General features: G+C 63.9%; 18 protein-coding genes. 8 read left to right on the top strand and 10 right to left on the bottom strand.

Annotated features, from left to right (window positions below; translation table 11 throughout):
• Window positions 1-10: 10 nt before the first annotated feature.
• The 5 genes from PCJ21_RS02095 to PCJ21_RS02075 form a co-directional block, all read right to left on the bottom strand.
• Complete coding sequence (locus PCJ21_RS02095; RefSeq protein WP_269929716.1) at window positions 11-2,455, bottom strand: GcvT family protein; 2,445 nt, start codon at window positions 2,453-2,455, stop codon at window positions 11-13.
• The gene (locus tag PCJ21_RS02090; RefSeq protein WP_269929715.1) at window positions 2,452-3,633 is read right to left on the bottom strand and encodes a pyridoxal phosphate-dependent aminotransferase; all 1,182 of its coding nucleotides are present in this window, start codon (window positions 3,631-3,633) and stop codon (window positions 2,452-2,454) included. The genes PCJ21_RS02095 and PCJ21_RS02090 overlap by 4 nt, the downstream gene beginning before the upstream one ends.
• A gap of 1 nt (window position 3,634) precedes the next feature.
• The gene (locus PCJ21_RS02085; RefSeq protein ID WP_269929714.1) at window positions 3,635-4,312 is read right to left on the bottom strand and encodes an HAD-IA family hydrolase; all 678 of its coding nucleotides are present in this window, start codon (window positions 4,310-4,312) and stop codon (window positions 3,635-3,637) included.
• Entirely contained in the window at window positions 4,312-6,765 is a 2,454-nt protein-coding gene (locus PCJ21_RS02080) for a GcvT family protein (protein ID WP_269929713.1), read from the bottom strand. Before PCJ21_RS02080 ends, PCJ21_RS02085 begins: the two co-directional genes overlap by 1 nt.
• Before the next feature lie 180 nt (window positions 6,766-6,945).
• Window positions 6,946-7,488, bottom strand: a complete 543-nt coding sequence (locus PCJ21_RS02075) for a helix-turn-helix domain-containing protein (RefSeq protein WP_269929819.1) — start codon at window positions 7,486-7,488, stop codon at window positions 6,946-6,948.
• Window positions 7,489-7,722: 234 nt separating this feature from the next.
• On the opposite strand from PCJ21_RS02075, the gene PCJ21_RS02070 reads away from it, so the two are divergent.
• Window positions 7,723-8,433, top strand: a complete 711-nt coding sequence (locus PCJ21_RS02070; RefSeq protein ID WP_269929712.1) for a nitroreductase — start codon at window positions 7,723-7,725, stop codon at window positions 8,431-8,433.
• Here the strand turns inward: PCJ21_RS02070 and PCJ21_RS02065 are convergent, their stop codons facing one another.
• From PCJ21_RS02065 to PCJ21_RS02045, 5 genes are read right to left on the bottom strand one after another with little or no spacing between them, the layout of a single operon-like run.
• The gene (locus PCJ21_RS02065) at window positions 8,434-8,829 is read right to left on the bottom strand and encodes a RidA family protein (protein WP_269929711.1); all 396 of its coding nucleotides are present in this window, start codon (window positions 8,827-8,829) and stop codon (window positions 8,434-8,436) included.
• A gap of 29 nt (window positions 8,830-8,858) precedes the next feature.
• The gene (soxG, locus tag PCJ21_RS02060; protein ID WP_269929710.1) at window positions 8,859-9,446 is read right to left on the bottom strand and encodes a sarcosine oxidase subunit gamma family protein; all 588 of its coding nucleotides are present in this window, start codon (window positions 9,444-9,446) and stop codon (window positions 8,859-8,861) included.
• Window positions 9,439-12,432, bottom strand: a complete 2,994-nt coding sequence (locus PCJ21_RS02055; RefSeq protein WP_269929709.1) for a sarcosine oxidase subunit alpha family protein — start codon at window positions 12,430-12,432, stop codon at window positions 9,439-9,441. Before PCJ21_RS02055 ends, soxG begins: the two co-directional genes overlap by 8 nt.
• Window positions 12,429-12,728: a sarcosine oxidase subunit delta gene (locus PCJ21_RS02050; protein ID WP_269929708.1), complete on the bottom strand. Its 300-nt coding sequence runs from the start codon at window positions 12,726-12,728 to the stop codon at window positions 12,429-12,431. The genes PCJ21_RS02055 and PCJ21_RS02050 overlap by 4 nt, the downstream gene beginning before the upstream one ends.
• Window positions 12,729-12,740: 12 nt before the next feature.
• Complete coding sequence (locus PCJ21_RS02045; RefSeq protein ID WP_269929707.1) at window positions 12,741-14,000, bottom strand: sarcosine oxidase subunit beta family protein; 1,260 nt, start codon at window positions 13,998-14,000, stop codon at window positions 12,741-12,743.
• A gap of 189 nt (window positions 14,001-14,189) precedes the next feature.
• Here PCJ21_RS02045 and PCJ21_RS02040 point away from each other — a divergent pair, with 189 nt between their 5' ends.
• The 7 genes from PCJ21_RS02040 (at window position 14,190) to PCJ21_RS02010 (ending at window position 23,102) form a co-directional block, all read left to right on the top strand.
• A complete protein-coding gene (locus tag PCJ21_RS02040) occupies window positions 14,190-16,679 on the top strand; it encodes a mechanosensitive ion channel family protein (RefSeq protein ID WP_269929706.1) in 2,490 nt (829 codons plus the stop codon).
• A gap of 137 nt (window positions 16,680-16,816) precedes the next feature.
• Window positions 16,817-17,083: a hypothetical protein gene (locus tag PCJ21_RS02035; protein ID WP_269929705.1), complete on the top strand. Its 267-nt coding sequence runs from the start codon at window positions 16,817-16,819 to the stop codon at window positions 17,081-17,083.
• A 205-nt stretch (window positions 17,084-17,288) separates the two neighbouring features.
• Window positions 17,289-18,722 (top strand): UbiA family prenyltransferase, encoded by a 1,434-nt coding sequence (locus tag PCJ21_RS02030; RefSeq protein WP_269929704.1) that lies wholly within the window; start codon window positions 17,289-17,291, stop codon window positions 18,720-18,722.
• The gene (locus PCJ21_RS02025; protein WP_269929703.1) at window positions 18,716-20,074 is read left to right on the top strand and encodes an FAD-binding oxidoreductase; all 1,359 of its coding nucleotides are present in this window, start codon (window positions 18,716-18,718) and stop codon (window positions 20,072-20,074) included. Before PCJ21_RS02030 ends, PCJ21_RS02025 begins: the two co-directional genes overlap by 7 nt.
• A gap of 105 nt (window positions 20,075-20,179) precedes the next feature.
• The gene (locus tag PCJ21_RS02020; protein WP_269929702.1) at window positions 20,180-20,614 is read left to right on the top strand and encodes an EamA family transporter; all 435 of its coding nucleotides are present in this window, start codon (window positions 20,180-20,182) and stop codon (window positions 20,612-20,614) included.
• Window positions 20,611-21,618, top strand: coding sequence for an NAD-dependent epimerase/dehydratase family protein (locus tag PCJ21_RS02015; RefSeq protein ID WP_269929701.1), 1,008 nt, complete (start codon window positions 20,611-20,613; stop codon window positions 21,616-21,618). The genes PCJ21_RS02020 and PCJ21_RS02015 overlap by 4 nt, the downstream gene beginning before the upstream one ends.
• A 71-nt stretch (window positions 21,619-21,689) precedes the next feature.
• On the top strand, window positions 21,690-23,102 hold the full coding sequence (locus PCJ21_RS02010) for an aspartate aminotransferase family protein (protein WP_269929818.1): 1,413 nt from the start codon (window positions 21,690-21,692) through the stop codon (window positions 23,100-23,102).
• The last annotated feature ends 61 nt before the right edge of the window (window positions 23,103-23,163 follow it).

The raw sequence follows: 23,163 nt of genomic DNA, 5'->3' as shown, positions 1-23,163 counted from the left end.
TAAGGGGCGGCTACATCCTGACACGTTCGGCCTTCGGGTCGTACATCGGCTTGAGCGAGGCCTCGGCGGCAAACCGCTCGCCGGCGATCTCGATCTCGTAGCGGGAGCCGAGCACGTCTGCCTCGGTCTCGTTGACGCAGGGAACGTAACCGAGGCCGATGGCGCCGCCGAGATGGTGGCCGTAATTGCCTGATGTGATGGTGCCGACAATCTTGCCGTTGCGGACTATGGCCTCGTTGTGGAACAGCAATGGCTCGGGATCGTTGAGGCGGAACTGAACCAGCCGGCGGCCGAGGCCCGCGTCACGCTTGCGCAGCACCGCGTCGCGGCCGATGAATTCGCCCTTGCCGGTCTTGACCGCAAAGCCGAGCCCAGCTTCCAGCACATGGTCCTCGTCGGTGATGTCGTGGCCGAAGTGCCGAAAAGCCTTTTCGATGCGGCAGGAATCGAGCGTGTGCAGGCCGCAGAGCTTCAACCCGAGATCGGCGCCGGCTTGCTCGACCGCCTCGAAGACATGGGCCGCCTGGTCTGTCGACACATAGAGCTCCCAGCCGAGCTCGCCGACATAGGTGACGCGATGGGCGCGGGCGAGGCCCATGCCGATTTCGATCTCCTGCCAGGTGCCGAACGGATTCTTGTCATTGGAGAAATCGTTGGGGCTGATCATCTGGATCAGGTCCCGCGACTGCGGCCCCATCAGGCAGAGCACCGATTCTGCGGCGGTGACATCGGTGATGACGACGAACGCGTCGCCGAGGTGTCTGCGGAACCAGGCGAGGTCGCGCTGTAGCGTCGCGCCGGGCACGACGGCGAGGTATGCCGTCGGCGAAAGCCGCGTCACCGTCAGGTCGCTTTCGATGCCGCCGCGCCGGTTGAGCATCTGGGTGTAGACGATCTTGCCCGGCTCGACATCCATGTCGTTGGCGCAGAGGCGCTGCAGGTAAGCCAGCGCATCGCGACCCTCGATGCGGATCTTGCCGAAGGAGGTCATGTCGAACAGGCCGACGCCATTGCGCACGGCAAGGTGCTCTTCGCACTGGTTGTCGAACCAGTTCTGCCGCTTCCAGGAATATTTGTACTCGCGTTCCTGGCCCTCTTTCGCAAACCAGTTGGCGCGCTCCCAGCCGGCGACTTCGCCGAACACCGCGCCCCGCGCCTTCAGATGCTCGTGCAGCGGCGAGCGGCGCACGTTCCGCGAAGTCGCCATCTGGCGGTAGGGGAAATGGTCGGCATAGAGCAGGCCGAGCGTCTCCGAGACACGCTCCTTGAGATAATGCCGGTTCTTCTGGAACGGCTGGGCGCGGCGGATATCGACTTCCCACAGGTCGAAGGGCGCTTCGCCGTCGTGGATCCACTGCGCCAGTGCCATGCCGGCACCGCCTGACGAGACGATACCGATCGAATTGTAGCCGGCAGCGACCCAGTAGCCGCCCAGCTCCGGCGCTTCGCCGAGATAGTAGCGGTCGTCGGGGGTGAAACTCTCGGGGCCGTTGAAGAAGGTGTGGATACCGGCCGTTTCCAGCATCGGCATGCGGTTGACGCCCATTTCGAGGATCGGCGCGAAATGGTCCATGTCCTCGGGCAACTGGTCGAAGCAGAACTCCTCCGGGATGCCGTCCATGCCCCAGGGTTTGGAGACCGGCTCGAAGGCGCCGAGCATCATCTTGCCGGCGTCTTCCTTGTAGTAGGCGCACTCGTCGGGCACGCGCAGCACCGGCAGGCGGCCGAGCCCGGGGATGGCTTCGGTCACGAGATAGAAATGCTCGCAGGCGTGCAAGGGGATGGTGACGCCGTTCTGCGCGCCAAGCTCGCGCGCCCACATGCCGGCGCAGTTGACGACGACGTCCGTCTCGATGGTGCCCTGTTCGCCGCCTTGTGCCCACGACACGCCGGAGACTCGCCCATTCTTCGTATGGACCTTGGTGACCTTGACGTTCTCGACGATCCTGGCGCCGCGCTGCCTGGCACCCTTGGCCAAAGCCATGGCGATGTTGGCAGGGTCGCACTGGCCGTCGAGCGGCAGGTGCACGGCACCGACCACGTCGGAGACATTGAGATGCGGGTACATCTGCTTGACTTCGTTGGGGGAAATCTCGCGCACGTCGACATTGAAGGCGCGAGCGAGCGAGGCCTGGCGATAGATCTCGTGCTTGCGCTCCTCGGTCAGCGCGACCGTGATGGAACCGACCTGGCGCATGCCTGTCGCGACACCCGTCTCTTCCTCGAGCCTGACGTAGAGATCGGCCGAATATTTCGCCAGCCGCGTCATGTTCTGCGAGGCGCGCAACTGCCCGATCAACCCCGCCGCGTGCCATGTCGTGCCTGATGTGAGCTGCTTGCGCTCCAGAAGCACAATGTCAGTCCAGCCGAGCTTCGCCAGATGATAGGCGACGGAGCAGCCAGACACGCCGCCGCCAATGATGACGGCGCGGGCACGGGCGGGGATTTCGGTCATGCGGCTGTTCTCTCGTAGCTGTTGGCGAAGCGCCTCAGGCGGCCGGCGGCCTCCCGCAGCACGTCGTCGGGCTGGCAAAGGCTGATGCGGATATGGCCGGCGGCGGCGTCGCCAAAGCTGGCACCGGGCATGACGGCGACCTTCTCGCGTTGGAGCAGATCCCAGGCGAACTTCTCGCAATCGGGCTCGATGGCGCTGACGTCGAGCATGACATACATGCCGCCTTCCGAACCACGCACGGTGACGTTGTTCAGGCCGCGCATCTGGTCGATGAACAGGGTGCGGCGGCCGGCATAGGTGGCAGCGATCTGCTCGACGCCGAAGTCGTTTTCCAGCGCCTCGATCGCCGCGCGGCTGACGAAGTCGGTCAGGCCGTAGGTGGTGACGAGGTTGAGGTTGATGATCAGCGACACGAGATCGGCTGGTGCGGTGAGCCAGCCGATACGCCAGCCGGTCATGCCGTGGCTTTTGGACATCGAGTTGATGACAAGCGTGCGCTCGGCCATGCCGGGCAGGGCCCGCGGCGACACATGCTCGCCACCGCCGAGCGTCCAGTAGACCTCGTCGGAGAGCAGCCACAGATCGCGGCGGACGCAGAGCTCGGCGATGTCTGCCAGGCACTTGCGCGAATAGACCGCGCCGGTCGGGTTGTTGGGGGTGTTGATCAGGATCGAGCGCGTGTTGGGCTTCAGCGCCTTCTCGATCTCCGAGGCACGTGGCTGGAAGCCGTCGGCGGCATGGGCCTCGACGACCGTGTAGCTGGCGCCGGCGGCACGGAAGGTGCCGGGGTAGGTGGCGTAATAGGGCGCCACCACCACGGCGTGGTCGCCCGGATCATGCGTTGCCTGGACCGCGGCGTAGAGCGCTGCCTGGCCGCCCGGCGTGGCGATGATTTCGGAAAGTGCGGTGTCGACGCCGGTGCAGCGTGTCGAGATCCTGGCCATGGCGGCGCGCAGGCGCGGCAGTCCGGGCAGCTGTGTGTAGTGGTGGTAGCCCGAGCGAACAGCGTCGACGCAGGCCTCGACCGTCTCCGACGGCGTGTCGAAGTCGTGGTCGCCGACCGAGAGCATGATGATGTCATCGCCGGCCTGCTTGCGCGTCATGGCGGCGAAATGGACTTCCCAGCCGTCCTTGCCCGAGGGGACGATACCGGAGATGCGGGAGGATGGTTTCGGCATCTCAGGCTCCCGCATCCTGCAAAGCAGCAAGCGTCAGCCTGCTGGCGCTGTCGAGCCGAGACGTCAAGGAACCATAGCCGGCGATGGAGGGATGCGGGGTGTCGCCCGCATGATTGTGCGTGGCGGTGATGACCAGCACATGCGCGCCTGCCGCTTCGGCAGCTCGAATGCCGGCCGGCGCATCCTCGAAGACAAGGCAATCCTCCGGCTTGTGGCCAAGCCGCTGGGCGCCGAGCAGGAAGCAGTCCGGCGCAGGCTTGCCGTTGGCGACGTCTTCGCCGGTGACCATCAGGTTGGGGATCGGCAGGCCTGCCGCTTCCAGCCGGCGGATTGCCAGTTTGCGCGGGGCCGACGTCACGATCGCCCAGCGTTCGACAGGCAGGGCGTTGAGGAACTGTGCTGCGCCATGGATCTGCTCGATGCCTTCGACGTCGTTGAGCTCGGCCTGGGTCAGCTCCTCGATTTCGGTCATCAGGTCGATACCAGGCAGGTTCAGCCTGCTGATGGTCTCATATGCCCGCACGCCATGGATGGTCGGCAGGAAAGATTCCACGTCGAGGCCGTGCTTGATCGCCCAGGCGGTCCAGACGCGTTCTGTGGCGGCGATCGAGCTCAGGATGGTGCCGTCCATGTCGAACATGAAGGCGCCAAAACCTCGATCGGAAAAGGGAAGTGTCATCAGGAGCGTAGCCTTTCGTTTTCGGGATCCCACAAGGGTCTATCCTGCTGGACCGTGGCGCTGAAGCGCTCCCCGAAAATCTCGACTTCGATGGTAACGCCCGGCACGGCCAGATCGGCACGCAGCATGCCCAGCGCGATCGATTTGTCCACCCTGTGGCCCCAGCCTCCTGACGTGGTCTCACCGACAATTGAGCCATTGTGCCAGAGCGTCGACATATAGGGCGCGTCGCAGTCGCCGGGATGGTCGATCACAAGCGTGACGAAGCGCTTTTTCACGCCTTGCTGTTTTTCGTTGAGCAAGGCTGCCTTGCCGCGAAACTCCGGCTTGTCCCATTTGACGAAGCGATCGAGCCCGCCCTGCAGGATGGTGTAGTCGGTCGACAGGTCGCCCTTCCAGGCACGGTAGCCTTTTTCGAGCCGCAGCGAATCCAGCGCGAACATGCCGAACGGCTTCAGCCCATGCTTCTGGCCGGCGGCCCAGACGGCGTCGAACACTGTGGCCGTGTCGGCCACCCTGGTGTGGATTTCCCAGCCGAGTTCGCCGGCGAAGGAGACGCGCACCAACTTGGCCCAGCGTCCGGCGATGGTGGTCTCCTGATGCGTCAGCCACGGTGCTGCAAGGTCTGCCTCGCAGACTTCGACCAGGATTTTCCGCGAATTGGGTCCGGCGAGGATTTGCGTCGAGTATTCCTCAGTGCGGTCGATGAGCTTGAAGTTGGCATCGGCAGGCATGTGCGACTTCAGCCATTCGAAATCGTGCCACTGGGCGACGGCAGCCGTGATCAGCGTCAACAAGTCTTCGGAGTGGCGGACAACCGACATCTCGGTGACGATGCGGCCGTGATCGTCGGCGAAATAGCAGAGCCCGATGCGGCCGACCTTGGGGACCGTGCCGGTGACCTGCGTCTCAAGCCATGCCGCAGCACCAGGACCGTCGAGGTTGAAGCGGCTGAAGCCGGGCAGGTCGAGAATGCCGGCGGCATCGCGCACGGCGAGGCATTCCTCGCGGATTCTTTGCTCCCACGGGCCCGAGCGGGCAAAGGTCTGGGTCGATTCGTCCGACGTGTCGTCGCCCGGCTTTGCGTACCAGGTGGCGCGTTCCCAGCCATTGTAGGCGTTGAACTGCGCGCCGAGGGCGGCGATCCGGTCGTGGATGGGCGAAAGCTTGCGGTCACGCGCTGCGGGCCAGGCGTGGCGGGGGAAGTGGATGGCGTATTCGTGGCCGTAGACCTCCATGCCCTTGGCCACCGCATAGTCGGGTGCCGAGGCGAACGAGGTGAAGCGGCGCGGGTCGCAGGACCACATGTCCCATTCGGTTTCGCCTTGCGTCACCCATTCGGCCAGCACCTTGCCGGCGCCGCCCGCCTGGGCGATGCCGAAGGTGAAGACGCAGGCCTCGTAGGCGTTGGGCACGCCGGGCATCGGGCCGATCAGCGGGTTGCCGTCGGGTGCATAGGGGATCGGTCCGTTGATGACCTTGGACAGGCCGGCGGTGGCGAGGATCGGCACGCGGCGGACGGCGTCGTCGAGATACCATTCCAGCCGCTCGAGATCGTCGGGGTAGAGCTGGAAGGAGAAATCGTCCGGCATCCGGTCGTCGGGCGTCGCCCAATGGGCACGGCAGTTGCGCTCATAGGGGCCGAGGTTCATGCCGTTCTTTTCCTGGCGGAGGTAATAAGAAGTGTCGACGTCGCGCAGCAGCGGCAGCTTTTGGCCAGCTTCCCGCGACCATGCGGCGAGCTCTGGGATTTCGTCGAACAGGATGTACTGGTGGCTCATCACCATCATCGGCACGTCGCGGCCGAACATTTTTCCCACTTCAGCCGCGCGATAGCCGGCGGCGTTGACCACCTTCTCGCAGCGGATCTCGCCCTTTTCGGTCGCCACGACCCATTCGTCCCTGTCGCGGCGGACTGAAATCACCGGGCAGAAGCGGATGATCCTGGCTCCCATGTCGCGCGCGCCCTTGGCCAGCGCCTGGGTCAACTGCGCCGGGTCGATGTCGCCGTCGTTGGGATCGTAGAGCGCGCCCTTGAGGTCATGCGTCTCGACGAAGGGATAGTGGCGCCTGATCTCGTCGAGGCCGATGACGTCGATGTCCATGCCCTGGTAGCGGCCCATGCCCTTGGCGCGCTGGAACTCCTGTATGCGCTCTTTGGTGTGGGCGAGGCGGATCGAGCCGGTGACGTGATAGTTCATCGGGTAGTCGACCTCGGCCGCCAGCCCGCGATAGAGCTCGGTCGAATAGCGCTGCATGTTCATCAGCGACCAGGACGACGAGAAGGTCGGCACGTTGCCGGCGGCATGCCAGGTCGAGCCAGAGGTCAGCTCGTTCTTTTCGAGCAGCACGCAGTCGGTCCAGCCGGCCTTGGCGAGATGATAGAGCGAGGAGACGCCGACCGCGCCTCCGCCGATGATCACCACGCGTGCAGAAGAGGGGAGTTCAGCCATCGGAAACGGCTCCTTGTTGAAGCACCCCCACTCCGGCTTGCTGCGCAAACCACCTCTCCCCCCGCCCAAGGGAGAGGAACCGCCTGCGGCGGTCCACGCGCTCTTCCTTTCCCCCGTCGATCGGGGGAGAGGTGTCGAGGCGCAGCCGAGACGGAGCGGGGGTCGAATACATGGTTTCTCTCAGTAGACCGGTGGCGATACGACCCAGATGACGACCGCCGGCACCACGCCGGGGTTTCGCCACCGGAATGGCTTGTGGTCGAAGCGGAAACTGTCGCCTTCATTGAGACTGTGCCAGATGCCGTCGATCTCGATGTCGAAGCCGCCCGAGACGACGTAGCCAGCCTCTTCGGTGGGGCGCGTCACCGGCCTGGCCATGCCGGCGCCGGGCGCGAAGATCGAGCGCAGCATCTCGAAGCTGCCGCCGAGGTCGGGTGACAGTAGCTCTTCGACCAGGCCGGATTCGTTGCTGCCGAGGGTGCGCCGCCGGCCCGCGCGGACAACGACGCCACGCTCGACCTCGCTGGTGGCTTCGTGGGCGAAGAACAGGCTGATCGGCACGCCGAACAGTTCGGCAAATGCCCTGAGATCGCCGATCGACGGCGTCGACAGTCCGCGCTCGACCTGGCTGACCCAGCCGACCGAGCGACCAAGCTTGAGGGCGATCTCGGCCAGCGTCAGCCCGCGCGACTTGCGCAGCGCCCGCAGGTCGTTGGCGAGCAGGTCGCTGGCGACGTCGCCTTCCTTGCGTGCCTGCGCGTCGATGGGGCTCACGTCCGGCGATCCTCGTGAAAATTCGGTTCAGATTTTCATTCGACGGTATCGCCGTGAATATTTCAAGGCATTTTTCATGGTCCAGCAAGTTTCTCTTGCGAGTCTCTTGGTGAGAGTGCAAAGGCTCGGTTCGGACGGGCGATGTGGGGCGTTCCGAACAGATCGATGTTATGGGAACAGCCGATGCTGGCACCGGACCAAAAACCGCAAGAGCTTGACGAGACGACGATTGTCGACGAGGCGATCATTTCGCGCCGCTCGGTACGTGCCTTTCTGCCGACTCCCGTCGAAGACAGCGTCATCAGCGATATCCTCGACGTTGCCGCGCGTGCGCCGTCGGGCACCAACATGCAGCCGTGGAAGGTCTATGTGACCTCGGGCGAGACGCTGCGCGGCATCGGCGAAGCGATCCTCAACTCGGGCGTGCGTGCCGAAAAGGCCGTGTGGGACGAGTACAAATATTACCCTGACCAGTTCTTCGAGCCCTATCTTGGCCGCCGCCGCGCCAACGGCTTCGGGCTCTACAGCACGCTCGGCATTGGCCGCCGCGACGTCGACCGGATGCGGGCCCAGCACGACCGCAACTTCGTCTTCTTCGACGCGCCTGTGGGCATGATCTTCACCATTGACCGCCGGCTCAACCAGGGCTCGTGGATCGACTATGGCATGTTCCTGCAGAACATCATGATCGCGGCGCGGGCGAGGGGGCTGCACACCTGCCCGCAGGCGGCGTTTGCGCCCTATCACCGCCAGATCCGGCCGGTGCTCGGCATTCCCGAGGAGGAAGTCGTGGTCTGCGGCATGGCGCTGGGCCATGAGGACACCAGCAAGCCCGAAAGCACCTTCCGCACCGACCGCGCGCCGCAGGAAGAATGGGTGCAGTTCCTGAAGTAGTCAGGCCTTCGGCCTGTTGCCTGCATAGGCACAGCACTCGAGTTCGACCTGGGCGCCCAGCGCCAGGCCGCTTGCTCCGAAAGCCGACCGCGCCGGCAGCCGGTCCGGGTCGAAGTAGCTGACATAGACCTTGTTGAACTCGGGCCATCTGGACATGTCGGCCAGCATGACCGTGCACTTGAAGATGTCGGCCATGCCGAGGCCGTTCTCCTCGAGAACCGACTTGATGTTCTCCATCGTCTGGTGCGTCTCGGCTTCGATCCCGCCGGGAACGAGCTCCAGTGTTCCCGGCCGGTTGCCGAGCGCACCGGACAGGTAAAGCACGTCGCCGACGCGGACGGCCTGGCTGAACGGCAGCTTGATCGCCTGGGCCTCGGGCGAATTGATGAATTCCATCACGGTTCCCTTCAAATAGCCTTGGGTGACTACCTGACCTCGTAGCCGACTTCGTCGGCGGCATGGCACAACATCTTCCAGAACGAACGGGCAAAGGAGCGGAAGACGTAGAGGTCGAAGCGCTGCGGTCCGCTTCGCTGCATCAGCGTGAAGATGTCGTGATGGGTTGTCGAGATACCGGACCCGAGCGGGAACGCAGCAAGCGCAAGGTCGATGGCGAAAAGTTTGCCCAGGACCCATTCGGCCTTCGCACCCTCGATGCGGATGGCGATGCGGCCGTGCGACAGGTCGGTGACGGTTCCGACTGCAGGCGCGACCTTGGCGGCCAAGGTGGTGGCAAGTCCTTCCGAGGCGTCGATGACGAGGAACTTGCCGGGGGCGAAGCCGAAGGCTGAGTAGCGGTCGGAAGACGCGCCGGCGCCCGCACCGTCGGCCAGCTTGAGGCCGGTGACGGAGCCGATTACAACCATCAGCTTCTTTTCCTCGCCCGGCCAGGCGGCAAGCTGGATGATCGAGCAGGGGGCGATCTCGGAAAGAGTCACGCCGACGCCGTCGGCGAAGTTGCCGTGCGATCCCGGTCGGAATACCGGTTCGAGCGGTGATTGTTGCTCAACCATGCATGCGCTTCCCTTCGGGGTCGAAGAAATGGTGGCTGACGATCTCGACCGGGCCGAACCGGCCGCGCAACGGGTCGGAGACGTGGGCGCGGGAGCCATGGCGCGCCTTGCCGCCCGACACCAGCGCCAGCGCGATGTATTTGCCCAGCGCCGGCGAGAAGCAGGCGGCGGTGATGTGGCCGAGCGAGCCATGCGGGTTTTCCGGGTAGGCTTCCATGACGACGTGGCTGCCGCCGGCGAGCGGACGGTTGTCGAGCGAAATCAGCCCGACCAGTTCGAGCCTGCCGGGGGCGACAATACCCTCGCGGTCCATCATTGCCGAGCCGATGAACGGTTTCTTCTTGGACAGCATCCAGCCGAGATGCAGGTCGCGCGCCGAGGTGCGTCCGTCGATCTCGGCACCAGTGACGTGGCCCTTTTCGATGCGCATCGTGCCCAGGGCCTCGAGCCCATAGGGCACCATGCCGCAAGGCTTGCCGGCCTCGACCAGTGCTTCCCAGACATGGGTGCCGTGGCCAGCGCCTGAATAGACCTCGAAGGCCATCTCGCCGGAGAAGGACAGGCGGCAGATCATGACGGGCGCGCCCGAAATCTCGCCATGGACGATGCCCATGAAAGGCAGGACCTCGTTGTCGACCCTGGTGCCGGTGACGCATGACGCCAGGATTTCCCGGGCCTTCGGCCCGCCGATCGCCGCACCGGCCCACTGGTCGGTGACCGAGGTCAGGTGCACTTTGAGTTCAGGCCAGACGACATCGAGGAAATATTCGAGGTGCTGCATCACCTTGCCGGCATTGGCCGTCGTGGTGGTCATCAGGAAGTCGTGCTCGCCGAGCCGCCAGGTGGTCCCGTCGTCGAAGACAAGACCGTCCTCGCGCAGCATCAGGCCATAGCGCGCCTTGCCGACGGCCAGCGTCGAGAAGACGTTGGAATAGACACGGTCGAGGAATTCGGCGGCATCCGGGCCCTGCACCGCGATCTTGCCGAGGGTCGAGACGTCGACGATGCCGGCCGTTTCGCGCGTCGTCCTGGCCTCGCGCACATAGGCCTGCTCGATCGTTTCGCCTGCCTCGCCATAGATCATTGGCCGGAACCACAGGCCGGCCGAATACATGGTCGCGCCGTTTTCCAGATGCCAGTCATGCATCGGCGTCAGCCGCTCGGGCTTGAGGTCGCCGAAGCGCTCGGCGGCCAGCGCGCCGACCGAAACGGGCGCGTATGGTGGCCGGAAGCGGGTTGTGCCGACCTCCGGGATCGGCTTGCCGACCGCTTCGGCCATGATGGCGAGGCCCGGCACGTTCGAGCCCTTGCCCTGGTCGGTCGCCATGCCTAGCGTGGTGTAGCGCTTGAGGTGCTCGACCGAGACGAAACCTTCGAGGTGGGCCAGGCGGACGTCGTCCGCCGTGACGTCGTGCTGGAAATCGACGAAGGCCTTCCCCTTGGCCCTGATCTCGAACACGGGTGCGGGGCGCGGATCGAGCGGTGCCGGCTCGACGTGCGGCGTGCCTGGCTCGACGCGGGGAAGGTCCAGCGCGGCACGGCCCGCGGCAAAGCCTTCGGCGATGGCATCCGCGGTCGAAAAGGTGCCGTTGAAGGCGCCGGCGCCGATCCAGCCCTGGCCTGCTTCGGGCGGCAGGAAGGCCTGCAGCGCCTCGTTCCACAGGGGACGGGCGCCAGCCTGGCTGGCGAGATGAATGGTCGGCGACCAGCCGCCGGACATCAGCAGGCAGTCGGTCTCGATGTTGTGGCCACCGCTGGGCAAGGCTCCGGCTGCGATAGCGAATTGCGCTACCTTGATGCCGGTCAGCTTCTTGCCGCCTGCCGTGCCGACAACCGCGTGGCCAACCAGAAGCTCGGCCCCGCATTGGCGGGCGAGCGCGCGGCAATCTTCTGAGATTTCCGGACGGACGTCGACAATGGCGGCGATCGTTGCACCGGCCTTGTTGAGGGCTACGGCTGCGCGGTAGGCGCTGTCGTTGTTGGTGAATATCGCGATCTTTTCGCCCGGCAGCACGCCATACAGGTTGGCGTAGCGCTGGGCTGCACTCGCCATCATCACGCCAGGCCGGTCGTTGCCGGGGAACACCAGCGGGCGTTCGAAAGCCCCGGTGGCCAGAACGACGTTCTTCGCACGGATGGTCCAGTGCCGGTGACGTGGCGCGCCCTTGGCGGGTGCGTCCTTGTGATCGCCGACACGCTCGATCGCGGCCAGCGTATTGCCGTCATAGTAGCCCCAGACGGTGGTGCGCTTGAGCAGACGGACGTTGTCGTGGTCGCGAAGCTCGCCGACGATATCGGAAGCCCACGCTTTCGATGGTTCGCCGTCGATGGTCTCGCCCGACCAGTTGGCCGATCCGCCAAACTGTGGGTCGAGCTCGGTCAGGATGACGCGTGCGCCGCTTGCCGCGGCCTCGCGCGCCGCGGCAAGGCCCGCTGGGCCGGAGCCGACGACCAAAACGTCGCAGAACGCATTCATTCGTTCGTAGCGGGCCGGATCGGGGGCAAGGCCGGCGCGGCCGAGACCGGCGGCGCGGCGAATGACCTTTTCGCAAAGCATCCAGAATCGGGTGCCTTTCAGCGGCCCGACCACCGGTCCCATGAACGTCTTGTAGTAGAAACCGGCCGAGATGAACTTGCCGCCGAGCTGGTTGATGGCGCTGACGTCATAGGCAAGGGAGGGGAAGCGGTTCTGGCTGACGGCGACGAGACCGTCGTAAATTTCGACCATGGTCGCCGGAATGTTCGGTTCGCGGATATCGCCGCGCAGGACGGTCACCAGGGCGTTGGGTTCGTCGATCCCTGATGTCAGGACACCGCGCGGACGGTGATACTTGAACGAACGGGCAAGCAGCGAGACCCCGTTGGCAAGCAGCGCAGAGGCGAGGGTGTCGCCCTGAAAGCCGGCATAAGCCCTGCCGTCGAAGGTGAAGCGGATCGTGCGGAGGCGGTCGATACGGCCACCGGCAGCGGTGCGGCGCGAGCTCATTTTCTGGCTCCCGGCTTGCGGCGGCCATGCGCCGGAGCGCCATGCTCGCGGGCGAAGCGCACGCTTGCGATTTCGTGGGTAAGCGTGTCGCGTACGACGGCCAGGTGCGAGCGGCAACCGCCCGCGTGCTGCCAGATCTCGTCGTGGGCGCCGGCCGTGTTCAGTCGCTGATAGACATAGGCGTTCCAGGCTTCGAGATCGGTCGAGGCCGGATCGGGGCGCGTGCGGCCGCCTTCGCCCTGATAGGCGAATTCGGAGATGTCGCGCGGGCCGCAATGGGGACAAGTGATCAGCATTCTGTCGAACCCCTAATGCAGGCGTGGCGTCGGGCCCTGGCCCTTGTCATCGATGACCGCGCCCCGGCTGAAACGGTCCAGCGTGAACCCGGCGTTGAGCTCATGCGGCGCGTCCCTTGCGATCGTATGGGCAAAGCAGAAGCCGGACGCAGGCGTTGCCTTGAAGCCGCCGTAGCACCAGCCGCAGTTCAGATACATGCCGGGCAGGGGGCCTTTGGTGATGATCGGCGAGCCGTCCATCGACATGTCGCAGATGCCGCCCCACGAACGCAGGACGCGCACCGTGGCGAGCGACGGAAACAGTGCCAGCATCTCGCTCATCACTTCCTCGACGATGGGCAGGCTGCCGCGCTGGGCATAGCTGTTGTAGCCGTCGAGGTCGCCGCCGTAGATCAGGCCGCCCTTGTCGGACTGGCCGACATAGAAATGGCCCATGCCGAAGGTGACGACGGTGTCGAGGAACGGTTTCAGCGATTCCGACACGAAGGCCTGCAGGACCTGGCTTTCGATGGGCATGCGGTCGATGCCGGCCATCCGCATCACGCGCCCGGTGCTGCCGGCCACCGCGACCGCAACCTTCCCGGCGCGGATTTCGCCACGTGACGTCGCCACGCCGACGACGCGGTCGCCGTCACGCAGGAAACCGGTCACTTCGCAGTTCTCGATGATGTCGACCCCGCGCCGGTCGGCGCCGCGCGCGTAGCCCCAGGCAACGGCGTCATGTCGTGCCGTGCCGGCGCGTTCCTGCATCAGGCCGCCATGGATCGGGAAACGCGCCGACCGCGACATGTCCAGGCCAGGCACCCGGCGGGCAATCTCGGCCGGCGTCATCAGGCGGGCGTCGACGCCGAGGTGGCGCATGGCGTTGCCGCGCCGGGCATAGTCGTCGAACTGGCCGGGCGTGTGGGCAAGATTGAGCACGCCGCGCTGGGAAAACATCACATTGTAGTTCAGGTCGTGGGAGAGGTTTTCCCACATCTTCATCGAATGTTCGTAGAAGCGGGTGTTCTGCGGCAACAGGTAGTTGGAGCGGACAGCCGTGGTGTTGCGGCCGACATTTCCGGAGCCGAGATACCCCTTTTCCAGCACCGCCACATTGGTGATGCCGTGCTCCTTGGCTAGGTAATAGGCGGTCGACAGGCCATGCCCGCCACCGCCGATGACGATGACATCGTAGGATGGCTTGGGATTGGGCTTGCGCCAGGCCGGCTTCCAGTCCCGGTTTCCCGCGAGCGCATTCCTGAGCAGCGAAAACGCCGAATATTCCGCCATGCCTGATGTCATCCTCTGGGCTGTGCGCGGACACTATATGCAGGATCGTCAGGCCGAGGCCAATATTTCGCCATCGCCTTTCGTTAGGCCGACTTTTCAATCTCATTGTCTGCCGGCTTGCCGCGCCAGACGGGCGTCTCTATCAATGGCGCTCGATCGTGCAAATACTTCCGTGAGTTACCGTTACCCATGATTTCGACTGCAGCCCGGCGCCTGGCGCTTTCATTGATGCTGATCGTCGGCGCGTTGCTGACGCAGGCGCATGCGCAAGACGACATCAGATCATCGTCGGAGCTCATCGCCGGCCAGCAGGAAGTCATCGCCAGCCTGACCCGCAAGGTCGACGGGCTGGAAAAGAAGATCGACCAGGATTCCGACGACGATGCCACACTTGTCGATGACCGGCTCCAGCTCGAGCAGCTTTCGCGCGACCTGCTGCATAGCGGCGTGGCCTTTCGACCGCGCCTGGCGGAAATCAACGATCGCCTGAGCCAGCTCGGCCAGCCCCCCGCAGAGGGCCAGCCGGCGGAATCCGACCTGGTCACCAACGAGCGCAAGACGCTTCTCGCCGAAAAGGCGGAGATCAACGTGGTGCTCGGCGTAGCGGAAAACCTTTCCATCCGCATCAACAAGCTTGTCGACAAGATCACCGAGACGCGCCGCGCCCTGTTCCAGAGCGTGCTGACCAAGCGCTACGAGATCAACTACGCGCTGGCGTCCGAGGTTGTGGAGGCCTTCAGGGGCGAAATGGGCGATCTCTATCGCGCCGTTTCCTCGTGGATGCGCTTCGTCGTCAGCTTCAAGCTGAAGTCGATGCTGGCGGTGACGTTCTTTGCCCTTGCGGCCGCAGCCGTCATCATCATCGGCGGCCGTCGCATGTTCGGGCGGCTGTTCATCCCCGATCCGAGGGTCGAGGAACCATCCTATCTCAGCCGTATCTCGGTGGCGTTCTGGCTGACGCTGATGCAGACGACGGCCGTCGTCGTCTTCCTCGGCATCACCTACTACCTGTTCGACCATTTCGAGGTCCTTCGCGGCGACATCGGCGACATGATGGCCTCGCTGTTCTACGTGATCGCGATCGTCTTCTTTGTCTCGCGCCTGGCCACGGCTGTGCTGTCGCCCAGGCTGCCGAAATGGCGGCTGATCCCGGTGGAAAGCAGAGCCGCGCGATGGCTGGTCGTGCTGATTGTCGCGACAACGTTCTTCACCGGACTCGATTACTTCCTCAGCAATGTCTACAGGGTGCTCGGCTCGCCATTGGCGGTGACCGTCGGCGAAGCATTGGTCTCCACCGTCATCATCGGCTTGCTTGTCATCCTGATCGGGCTGGTCAAGCCGTTCGTCGACGACGATGGCCAGCCGAAATCCTGGCCACGGATGCTGCGCTACATCCTCTTTCTGCTCGGCGGCGTCACCATTGCCGCGGCGCTGTTGGGCTATGTCGGCCTGGCGCGCTTCGTGTCGCAGCAGATCGTGGTGACGGGCGCGATCCTCGCCACGATGTATATCGGCTTCCTGTCGTCTCAAGCGATGAACGAGGAGGCCGCCTTCGCCAAGACGACGGTCGGCCGCCGCCTGCAGCGCAAGTTCAGCCTCGACGATACGACGCTCGACCAACTGGGCCTCGTAACCAGCATCTTCATCAATCTCATGGTTCTGGTCGTCGGCATCCCATTGATTTTGTTCCAGTGGGGCTTCCGGCCCGGCGACATGACGACGTGGCTCTACAAGGTCGCCGGCGGGTTCCAGATCGGCAGCTTCACCTTCTCGCCGTCCGGAATCCTGTCCGGCATCCTGGTGTTCGCCGTCGTCTACTTCTTCACCCGCTGGTTCCAGGGCTGGCTCGACGGCACGGTGATGGCGCGCGGCAAGGTCGATGCCGGCGTTCGCAACTCGATCCGCCTGACGGTCGGCTATGCCGGCATTGCGCTGGCCGCGCTGATGGCGATATCGGCCGCCGGTCTCGACCTCTCCAATCTCGCGCTCGTCGCCGGTGCCCTTTCGCTCGGTATCGGTTTCGGTCTGCAGAACGTCGTATCGAACTTCGTCTCCGGCCTGATCCTTTTGGCCGAACGACCGTTCAAGGTCGGTGACTGGATCGTCGCCGGCCAGGTTTCGGGCACGGTCAAGAAGATCAGCGTTCGCGCCACCGAGATCGAGACTTTCCAGCGCCAGTCGGTGATCCTGCCGAACTCCGATCTCATCAACAATCCGGTCGGCAACTGGACCCACCGCAACAAGCTGGGCCGGATCGAGATACCGATCGGGGTCGCCTACGGATCGGACGCCAAGCGTGTACATGAGGTGCTGCTGGAAATCGCGCGCAGCCATCCGCTGGTATTGAAGAACCCCGAGCCGTTCGTGCTGTTTGTGGCGTTTGCGGAATCGTCGATGAATTTCGAGATCAGGGTGTTTCTGTCCGATGTGAACAATAGCGGCATCGTGCAGAACGACCTGCGCTTTGCCATCCTCGAAACCTTTGAACGGGAACACATCGACATTCCGTTCCCCCAGCGCAACATCCGCGTGGTTGGTGACAGGCCGACGGTCACCTGGCCTGCAGACGACGAGCAGGCGGAGGCTGAATATGCGGCACAGGAAGAGGCGCGCGCAAAGGCCAGCGAAGAGGCTGCCGCCAAGGCGAAATCGAGACGACGCAAGCCCGATCCAGGCTGATTTCTCCAGCCGGCGGCAATTGTGGCATGAACAAGGCATTCAGTTGCCGTTCAGCTTCGAACTCATATAAGGTCCACGCAACAGGCGGAAACGCCTTGCAACGATGAACCAGAGGCGGTGGAAACACCGATGAAGAAATGAACAGGTTTCTTGTCGCCACAGGCGCGCTCTTGCTAGCCTTATCAGGCGCGGCGCATGCCGCGAGCGCGGTAAACCTCGATTCCGAGACGCGGACACTGATCGTCACCGAAGGTGGCTCGAAGTCGGAGCTGGCGCTGAGTGCCGGCGAGACGGTCGAGTTCTGTCCGAACGGTTGTTTCGTCACCATGCCCAATGGCGATCGCGAGGCGCTGACCGGCACGGAGACTGTCGAGATTTCAGGCGGCGTCGCGCGCATCAAGTAAGCGCCGCATGCCGCCGTTGAAAACCAACTGAAAGGCCGGGCAATTGCTCGGCCTTTTTGGTATTCTGCTTACCTGTGCTTAAGCATGAACGCCGAAATGCTTCGGCGATTTGTTCCTGCCTTAACCATCCCGAATATCACCATCCGCTATAGCCTGTTGATGGCCACAAGGTTTGTTCCTTCTGGCGGGGCAGGGCATTTGTTCGATGGACGCTAGATCCGAAAACAGAACTATTCCACTTGCGGTGGATCTCGACGGTACCTTGATTGCCACGGACCTGCTCTGGGAAGGGTTGTTCGCGCTTCTCAAGAAGAACCCGCTTGCCCTGCTGATGGTGCCGTTCTGGCTTTTGCAGGGACCAGCCCGTCTGAAGCAGGCCATCGCAGCCGCCATCGACATCGACCCTGCGACGTTGCCCTACCGAGCCGAAGTGATGAAACGCCTTCGGGAAGAGCAGGCGAACGGCCGCAAGCTGGTGCTCGCCACTGGTACGCCGCGCAAGTTTGCCGAGGCGATCGCCCGGCATCTCGGGATTTTCGATGCGGTGCTTGCCACGGACGGTCTCGAAAACCTGACCTCGGAACGCAAGCGCAAGGCGCTCGTCGATGCCTATGGCGATGGCGGCTTCGACTATGCCGGCAACAGCCGGCACGACCTGAAGGTGTTCGATGCGGCGCGGACTGCGATCGTTGTTGCGCCCGACCGCGCGGCGGCGCGCTGGCAGGCGAGCCATGGCTCGGAGCTGATCGACACGCCCAAGCCTGACTTCCGCACTATCCGCAAGATGCTGCGGATGCATCAGTGGCTGAAGAATGTGCTGATTGCCGTTCCGCTGGTCCTGGCGCACAAGTATTTCAATCCTGAGATGCTGGTGCCGTGTATCCTGGCATTCATATCGTTCAGCGCCGCAGCCTCGGCGATCTACATCGTCAACGACTTCTTCGACCTGACGCTCGATCGGGCGCATCCGACCAAACGCGAACGGCCGTTCGCTAGCGGTCGGCTTTCGGTGCCTTTCGGTCTCACATCGGTCTCGATCCTGCTGGTCGTCAGCCTGGTGACCGCAGCCTACACGACCATCGAGTTCGTTGGCGTTCTGTTGGTCTATCTGGTTGCCACGACAGCCTATTCGCTTTCGGTGAAGCGCATGCTGCTCGTCGACGTGCTGACCCTCGCCGGTCTCTACACGTTGCGCATTCTCGCGGGCGCGGCGGCAACCGGGGTCGATGTTTCGTTCTGGCTGCTGGCTTTCTCGATCTTCTTTTTTCTGTCGCTTGCATTGGTGAAGCGCTATGTCGAGCTGCGTTCGTCCACATTGAGCGTTGGCGAGCGCATCGCCGGGCGCGGCTATCGCATCGAGGACCAGGAAATAGTCGCCCAGGCCGGCATGGCTTCGGCTTTTTCATCTGCGCTGGTTCTGGCGCTCTACATCGACAGCAGCGCGGTGCGCGAGCTCTATCCGCATCCGTGGCTGGTCTGGCCGCTTGCGCCGATCGTGCTCTATCTGACGATGCGCATCTGGATTCTGGCGCGGCGCGACGAATTGCATGACGATCCGGTCGTCTTCATCATCCGCGACTGGCGCAGCCAGGTCGTGGTGCTTGTCGGCGGCATCCTGCTCGTGGTGGCCGGATGGTGAAGCCGTCTGCCGACTATCAGAGTTTTGGCCGAACCCAGCCGCCAGCGCGGCAGGTCGCAGCTTTTGATGAAGCCCACAAGGCCCTGGCGGACGGCCTAGCAAGCCCCGGCTCGCTGCTTGCCTATGGCAACGGCCGCAGTTACGGCGACAGCTGCCACAACAGCGCCGGCACAATCATAGACATGCGCCCGCGCAAGCGGGTGATCGCCTTTGACGTCGAGACCGGGCGCCTGGAGGCCGAGGCTGGCTTGATGCTCTCCGAGGTGATCCGGCTGGCCGCGCCGCACGGCTACTTTCCTGCGGTCGTTCCGGGTACGCAGTTCGTGACGCTTGGCGGAGCAGTGGCCAACGACGTGCATGGCAAGAACCATCACCGTCGCGGCAGTTTCGGCTGCCATGTCGAGAGCCTCACATTGCAGCGCTCCGACGGGCGAACCTACGCCTGCTCACCAACCGAGAATGCCGGTCTGTACAGTGCCACCTTAGGCGGAATGGGCCTGACCGGCATCATCCTGACGGTTGCGCTGCGGCTGATGCGCGTGCCCTCGCTGGACGTCGCGGAGACTGTCCAGCCCTTCCGCAATCTCGCCGAGTATTTCGACCTGGCCGAGGCCACCGACCGCGACAACGAATATGCCGTCGCCTGGATCGACCAACTCGCCAGCGGAAGGAATGCCGGACGCGGCCTGCTGCTGGCCGGCAACCACGCGCCGCACGGCGCGCGCGCGGCCGATCTGCGGCCGGCGAGACTGTCCGTGCCTTTCCAGCCGCCGGTAACCGTACTCAACCGACCCTTCCTCAAACTGTTCAACCGCGCCTACAACTGGCGGCGACGCCGTGCCGGGGATAGCATCGCCGGTTATCGCGGCTTCTTCTTTCCGCTGGACGGTGTCGGCAACTGGAACCGGCTGTATGGCCCGAACGGTCTCTACCAGCACCAGAGCGTCGTGCCGGAAGCAGCGGCCCGCCAGGCCGTTCCCGAATTGCTTGCGGCAGCGCGCCGGGCCGGGCAGGGCTCGTTCCTGACGGTGCTCAAGCGTTTCGGCGCTCAGCGCTCTCCGGCGCTGATGTCGTTCCCGCGGCCCGGTTACACGCTGACGCTGGACTTCCCCAATCATGGCGCGCGCACGCTGGCGCTGCTCGACGAACTCGACCGCATCACGGTGGGTGCCGGCGGCGGCGTCAATCCCTACAAGGATGCGCGCATGTCGGCCGCGACATTCGCGGCGTCGTTCCCCGAATGGCAGCGGCTCGAGGCAATGCGCGACCCCGCCTTCATGTCGGATTTCTGGGCCCGAACTGCCGGTCGGCTTGGCGGTCGCAGCGGCGCGACGGCGCAGGCAGCCGAATAGGCTCAGCGATTGTTAGAGAAATGCGCTGATCGATCAAAAATGTATGGAAAGCTTCACCGAATATTCGTGGCTTTCGACTAGGCTGCTGCAAGAACGGACAAAGAAATGAAATATCTTCCTTTCATCCTTTTCACGGTGATGACCAATGCTGCGGCGCAGCTGATGCTCAAGCAGGGCATGATGTCGCTTGGCTCGATTTCCTTCGAGGGCACCAATCCGCTGCTCAAGTTGCTGCAGATCGTTTTCAGCCCGTGGGTGTTCGCAGGGCTTCTGACCTTCGTCATCTCGATGGCGTCGCATCTTTACGTGCTGTCCAAGGTCGAGTTGAGCTTTGCCTATCCCTTCCTCAGCCTCGCCTACGTGGCGGTTGCTGTGTTCGCCTATTACGTCTTCCACGAGGACCTCAATGCCTGGCGCATCGCTGGCATCGCCTTCATCTGCGTCGGCACGGTCCTGATCGCCCAGAGCGGGCGCGGCCATGACGAGCCTGTTGTTGCCGCCTCCGCCGAAACCACCAAGACAAGTGAGCTTATCCGATGAGACACGTCATTTTCGGAGGCGACGGCTTCGTCGGTCGTCATCTTGCGCCCAAGCTGATCGCCGATGGCGAGGAGGTCGTCGTCGCCGACATCGTCAAGAGCGACCTCGCCCACTATCGCAATGCGCGCTTCGTTGCGTGCGACGTGACCGATCCGGCCGCCGTCGCCACGCTCGGCCTCAAGCCCGACGACATGGTCTACAATCTGTCGGCCAAGATGCTGTCGCCGATCCAGGTCCGCGCCAAGCGCCACGACTTCTTCTTCCCGGTCAATTTCTTCGGCACCGAAAACATCATCAAGGCGATGGACCACGCCGGCGCGTCCAGGCTGGTGCATTTCACCACCGACATGATCTACGGCCATACGGTGACGACGCCGATGACCGAAGAGCATCCGGTCGCGCCGTTGGGCGAATACGGATTGTCCAAGTGGAAGACCGAGGAACTTGCCGCCGTGTGGCGTGAACGCGGAATGAGCATTTCACTGTTTCGTCCGCGTCTCATCATCGGGCCTGGCCGTCTCGGCATCCTGGAGAAGCTGTTCAAGCTGATCGACATGAACCTGCCGGTGCCGATGATCGGGTCGGGCCGGAACCCCTACCAGTTCATCTCGGTGTTCGACTGCGCCGAGGCGGCGCGGCTGGGCTGGAAGGCCGGCGTGCCGAACGAAGCCTACAATCTGGGTTCGCTCAACCCGCCGCCGGTGCGCAAGCTTCTCGGCGATCTGGTGAAGCATGCGGGGTCGAAGTCGATCCTGCTGCCTACGCCGGGCTGGGCTGTGAAGCGCACGCTCGACCTGCTCGACATGATGAACATGCCGATCATGGATCCGGAACAGTATCTGATCGCCGACGAGGAGTGCGTGCTCGACGTTTCCAAGGGCGGGCGCCAGCTCGGCTGGGTGCCGAAGTATCGCGACGAGGACATGCTGATCGCCGCCTACAAGGAATATCGCGCCAAGAAGGAAGGCGTTTCGGCCTCCACACAGCACGCGCCGGCAGAATGAGGGACAGTACCATGACGCTTATCACCAAGCCGGACACCGCACATTCGCGTGCGCTGGTCGACGCCCCCGGCATGGCCCCGGTGGCCATCGCCAAGCCGAACCTGATGTCGGTCGAGGACGCCAAGGTCCTCGACGTCGTCAAGATGACGGACCTCTTCAAGGCGCATCTCAACCCTGGCCAGCTGCACTTCATGAAGCTGCTCGGCTTCCACAAGATCAAGATCGAGCGTGCCGAAGGCATGCACTACGTCGATCAGAACGGCCGCAAGATCCTCGACTTCTTCGGCGGCTTCGGGTCGCTGGCGCTTGGTCACAACCACCCGCGCGTCATTGAGGCGCGCAAGCGCTTCCAGGACGAGAAGCGCCATGAAATCGGCATCGCCTTCATGTCGCAATACGCCTCGGCGCTGGCCTACAATCTGGCGCAGATCTCGCCCGGTGACCTCGACATGGTGTTCTTCGGCTCGTCCGGTTCCGAGGCGATGGAGGCGGCGGTCAAGCTGGCCGAGCGCGCCGCCGGCCCCTCGCGTCCGAAGATCGTCTACGCCGAGAACTCGTTCCACGGCAAAACCAAGGGCGTGCTGTCGATCACCGACGGTGCGCTCTATCGCGGCGAGTTCAAGCTGACCGACAATACGGCGCGCGTGCCGTTCGGCGACATCGATGCGGTCGAGACCCTGTTCCGCTCGGATCCTTCGATCGGCGCCATCGTGCTCGAGACCATCCAGGGCGGCGGCGGCATCAACCAGGCGCCGGCGGAATACTGGCAGAAATTGCGCGCCCTGTGCGACAGGTACGGCGTGATCTGGGTCGCCGACGAGGTGCAGTGCGGCGTCGGCCGTTCGGGTCGCTTCTACGCGTTCGAGCATTACGACGTGGTGCCCGACATCACCGCGGTCGCCAAGTCGCTCGGCGGCGGCAAGGCTGCGATGGCTGCGATGATCGCGCGCCGCGACGTCTATATGAAGGCCTACGGCACGCCGAAGACGGCGATGATCCATGCCATGGCGACGTTCGGCGGCATTGGCGAGGGCTGCATCACGGCCATCGAAACGCTCAATGTGCTCTACGACGAGGGCCTGATCGAGAACTCCGCCAACACCGGCGCCTACCTGCTGGAGCGGCTGGAAGAGCTCAAGGCTAAATATCCGAAGATCATCAAGGACGTCCGCGGCAAGGGCCTGATGGTAGGGCTCGAGTTCCATGACTTCTCGCAGACCCTGCCGATGGTGCTGCGTCCGGTGGTCAGCGTGCTCGATGACAAGCTCAAGGGCTCGCTCTCGGGGTTCGTCGGGGCGCTTCTGCTTCGCGACTACGATGTGCTGGTCGCCTTCACCGAATACAACCGCAACGTCGTGCGCCTGCTGCCGCCGCTGACCTGCAGCCGCGCGGACGTCGATGTCCTGGTCGCCGCGCTCGACGACCTGCTTGGCCGGGGCATCGTCTCGATCGTCAAGGATTTCGTGAAGAGCCAGGTGAAGTAGCCCGATCTCTAGCAAGCACCAGCAATAAGCCGGGGCGCGGCATGCGCTCCGGCTTTTTCAT

The organism is Aminobacter sp. HY435 (assembly GCF_027568395.1).
Lineage (GTDB): Bacteria > Pseudomonadota > Alphaproteobacteria > Rhizobiales > Rhizobiaceae > Aminobacter.
This window is presented reverse-complemented; position numbering and strand designations above follow the sequence as displayed.

Bases quoted from the DNA above. Each gene is read 5' to 3' on its own strand.
- PCJ21_RS02025 (WP_269929703.1), top strand. From the start codon at position 18,716: ATGGTGAAGCCGTCTGCCGACTATCAGAGTTTTGGCCGAACCCAGCCG.
- PCJ21_RS02020 (WP_269929702.1), top strand. From the start codon at position 20,180: ATGAAATATCTTCCTTTCATCCTTTTCACGGTGATGACCAATGCTGCG.
- PCJ21_RS02050 (WP_269929708.1), bottom strand. From the start codon at position 12,728: ATGCTGATCACTTGTCCCCATTGCGGCCCGCGCGACATCTCCGAATTC.
- PCJ21_RS02015 (WP_269929701.1), top strand. From the start codon at position 20,611: ATGAGACACGTCATTTTCGGAGGCGACGGCTTCGTCGGTCGTCATCTT.
- PCJ21_RS02035 (WP_269929705.1), top strand. From the start codon at position 16,817: ATGAACAGGTTTCTTGTCGCCACAGGCGCGCTCTTGCTAGCCTTATCA.
- PCJ21_RS02040 (WP_269929706.1), top strand. From the start codon at position 14,190: ATGATTTCGACTGCAGCCCGGCGCCTGGCGCTTTCATTGATGCTGATC.
- PCJ21_RS02085 (WP_269929714.1), bottom strand. From the start codon at position 4,312: ATGACACTTCCCTTTTCCGATCGAGGTTTTGGCGCCTTCATGTTCGAC.
- PCJ21_RS02095 (WP_269929716.1), bottom strand. From the start codon at position 2,455: ATGACCGAAATCCCCGCCCGTGCCCGCGCCGTCATCATTGGCGGCGGC.
- PCJ21_RS02080 (WP_269929713.1), bottom strand. From the start codon at position 6,765: ATGGCTGAACTCCCCTCTTCTGCACGCGTGGTGATCATCGGCGGAGGC.
- PCJ21_RS02090 (WP_269929715.1), bottom strand. From the start codon at position 3,633: ATGCCGAAACCATCCTCCCGCATCTCCGGTATCGTCCCCTCGGGCAAG.
- PCJ21_RS02030 (WP_269929704.1), top strand. From the start codon at position 17,289: ATGGACGCTAGATCCGAAAACAGAACTATTCCACTTGCGGTGGATCTC.
- PCJ21_RS02070 (WP_269929712.1), top strand. From the start codon at position 7,723: ATGCTGGCACCGGACCAAAAACCGCAAGAGCTTGACGAGACGACGATT.
- PCJ21_RS02010 (WP_269929818.1), top strand. From the start codon at position 21,690: ATGGCCCCGGTGGCCATCGCCAAGCCGAACCTGATGTCGGTCGAGGAC.
- PCJ21_RS02045 (WP_269929707.1), bottom strand. From the start codon at position 14,000: ATGGCGGAATATTCGGCGTTTTCGCTGCTCAGGAATGCGCTCGCGGGA.
- soxG (WP_269929710.1), bottom strand. From the start codon at position 9,446: ATGGTTGAGCAACAATCACCGCTCGAACCGGTATTCCGACCGGGATCG.
- PCJ21_RS02055 (WP_269929709.1), bottom strand. From the start codon at position 12,432: ATGAGCTCGCGCCGCACCGCTGCCGGTGGCCGTATCGACCGCCTCCGC.
- PCJ21_RS02065 (WP_269929711.1), bottom strand. From the start codon at position 8,829: ATGGAATTCATCAATTCGCCCGAGGCCCAGGCGATCAAGCTGCCGTTC.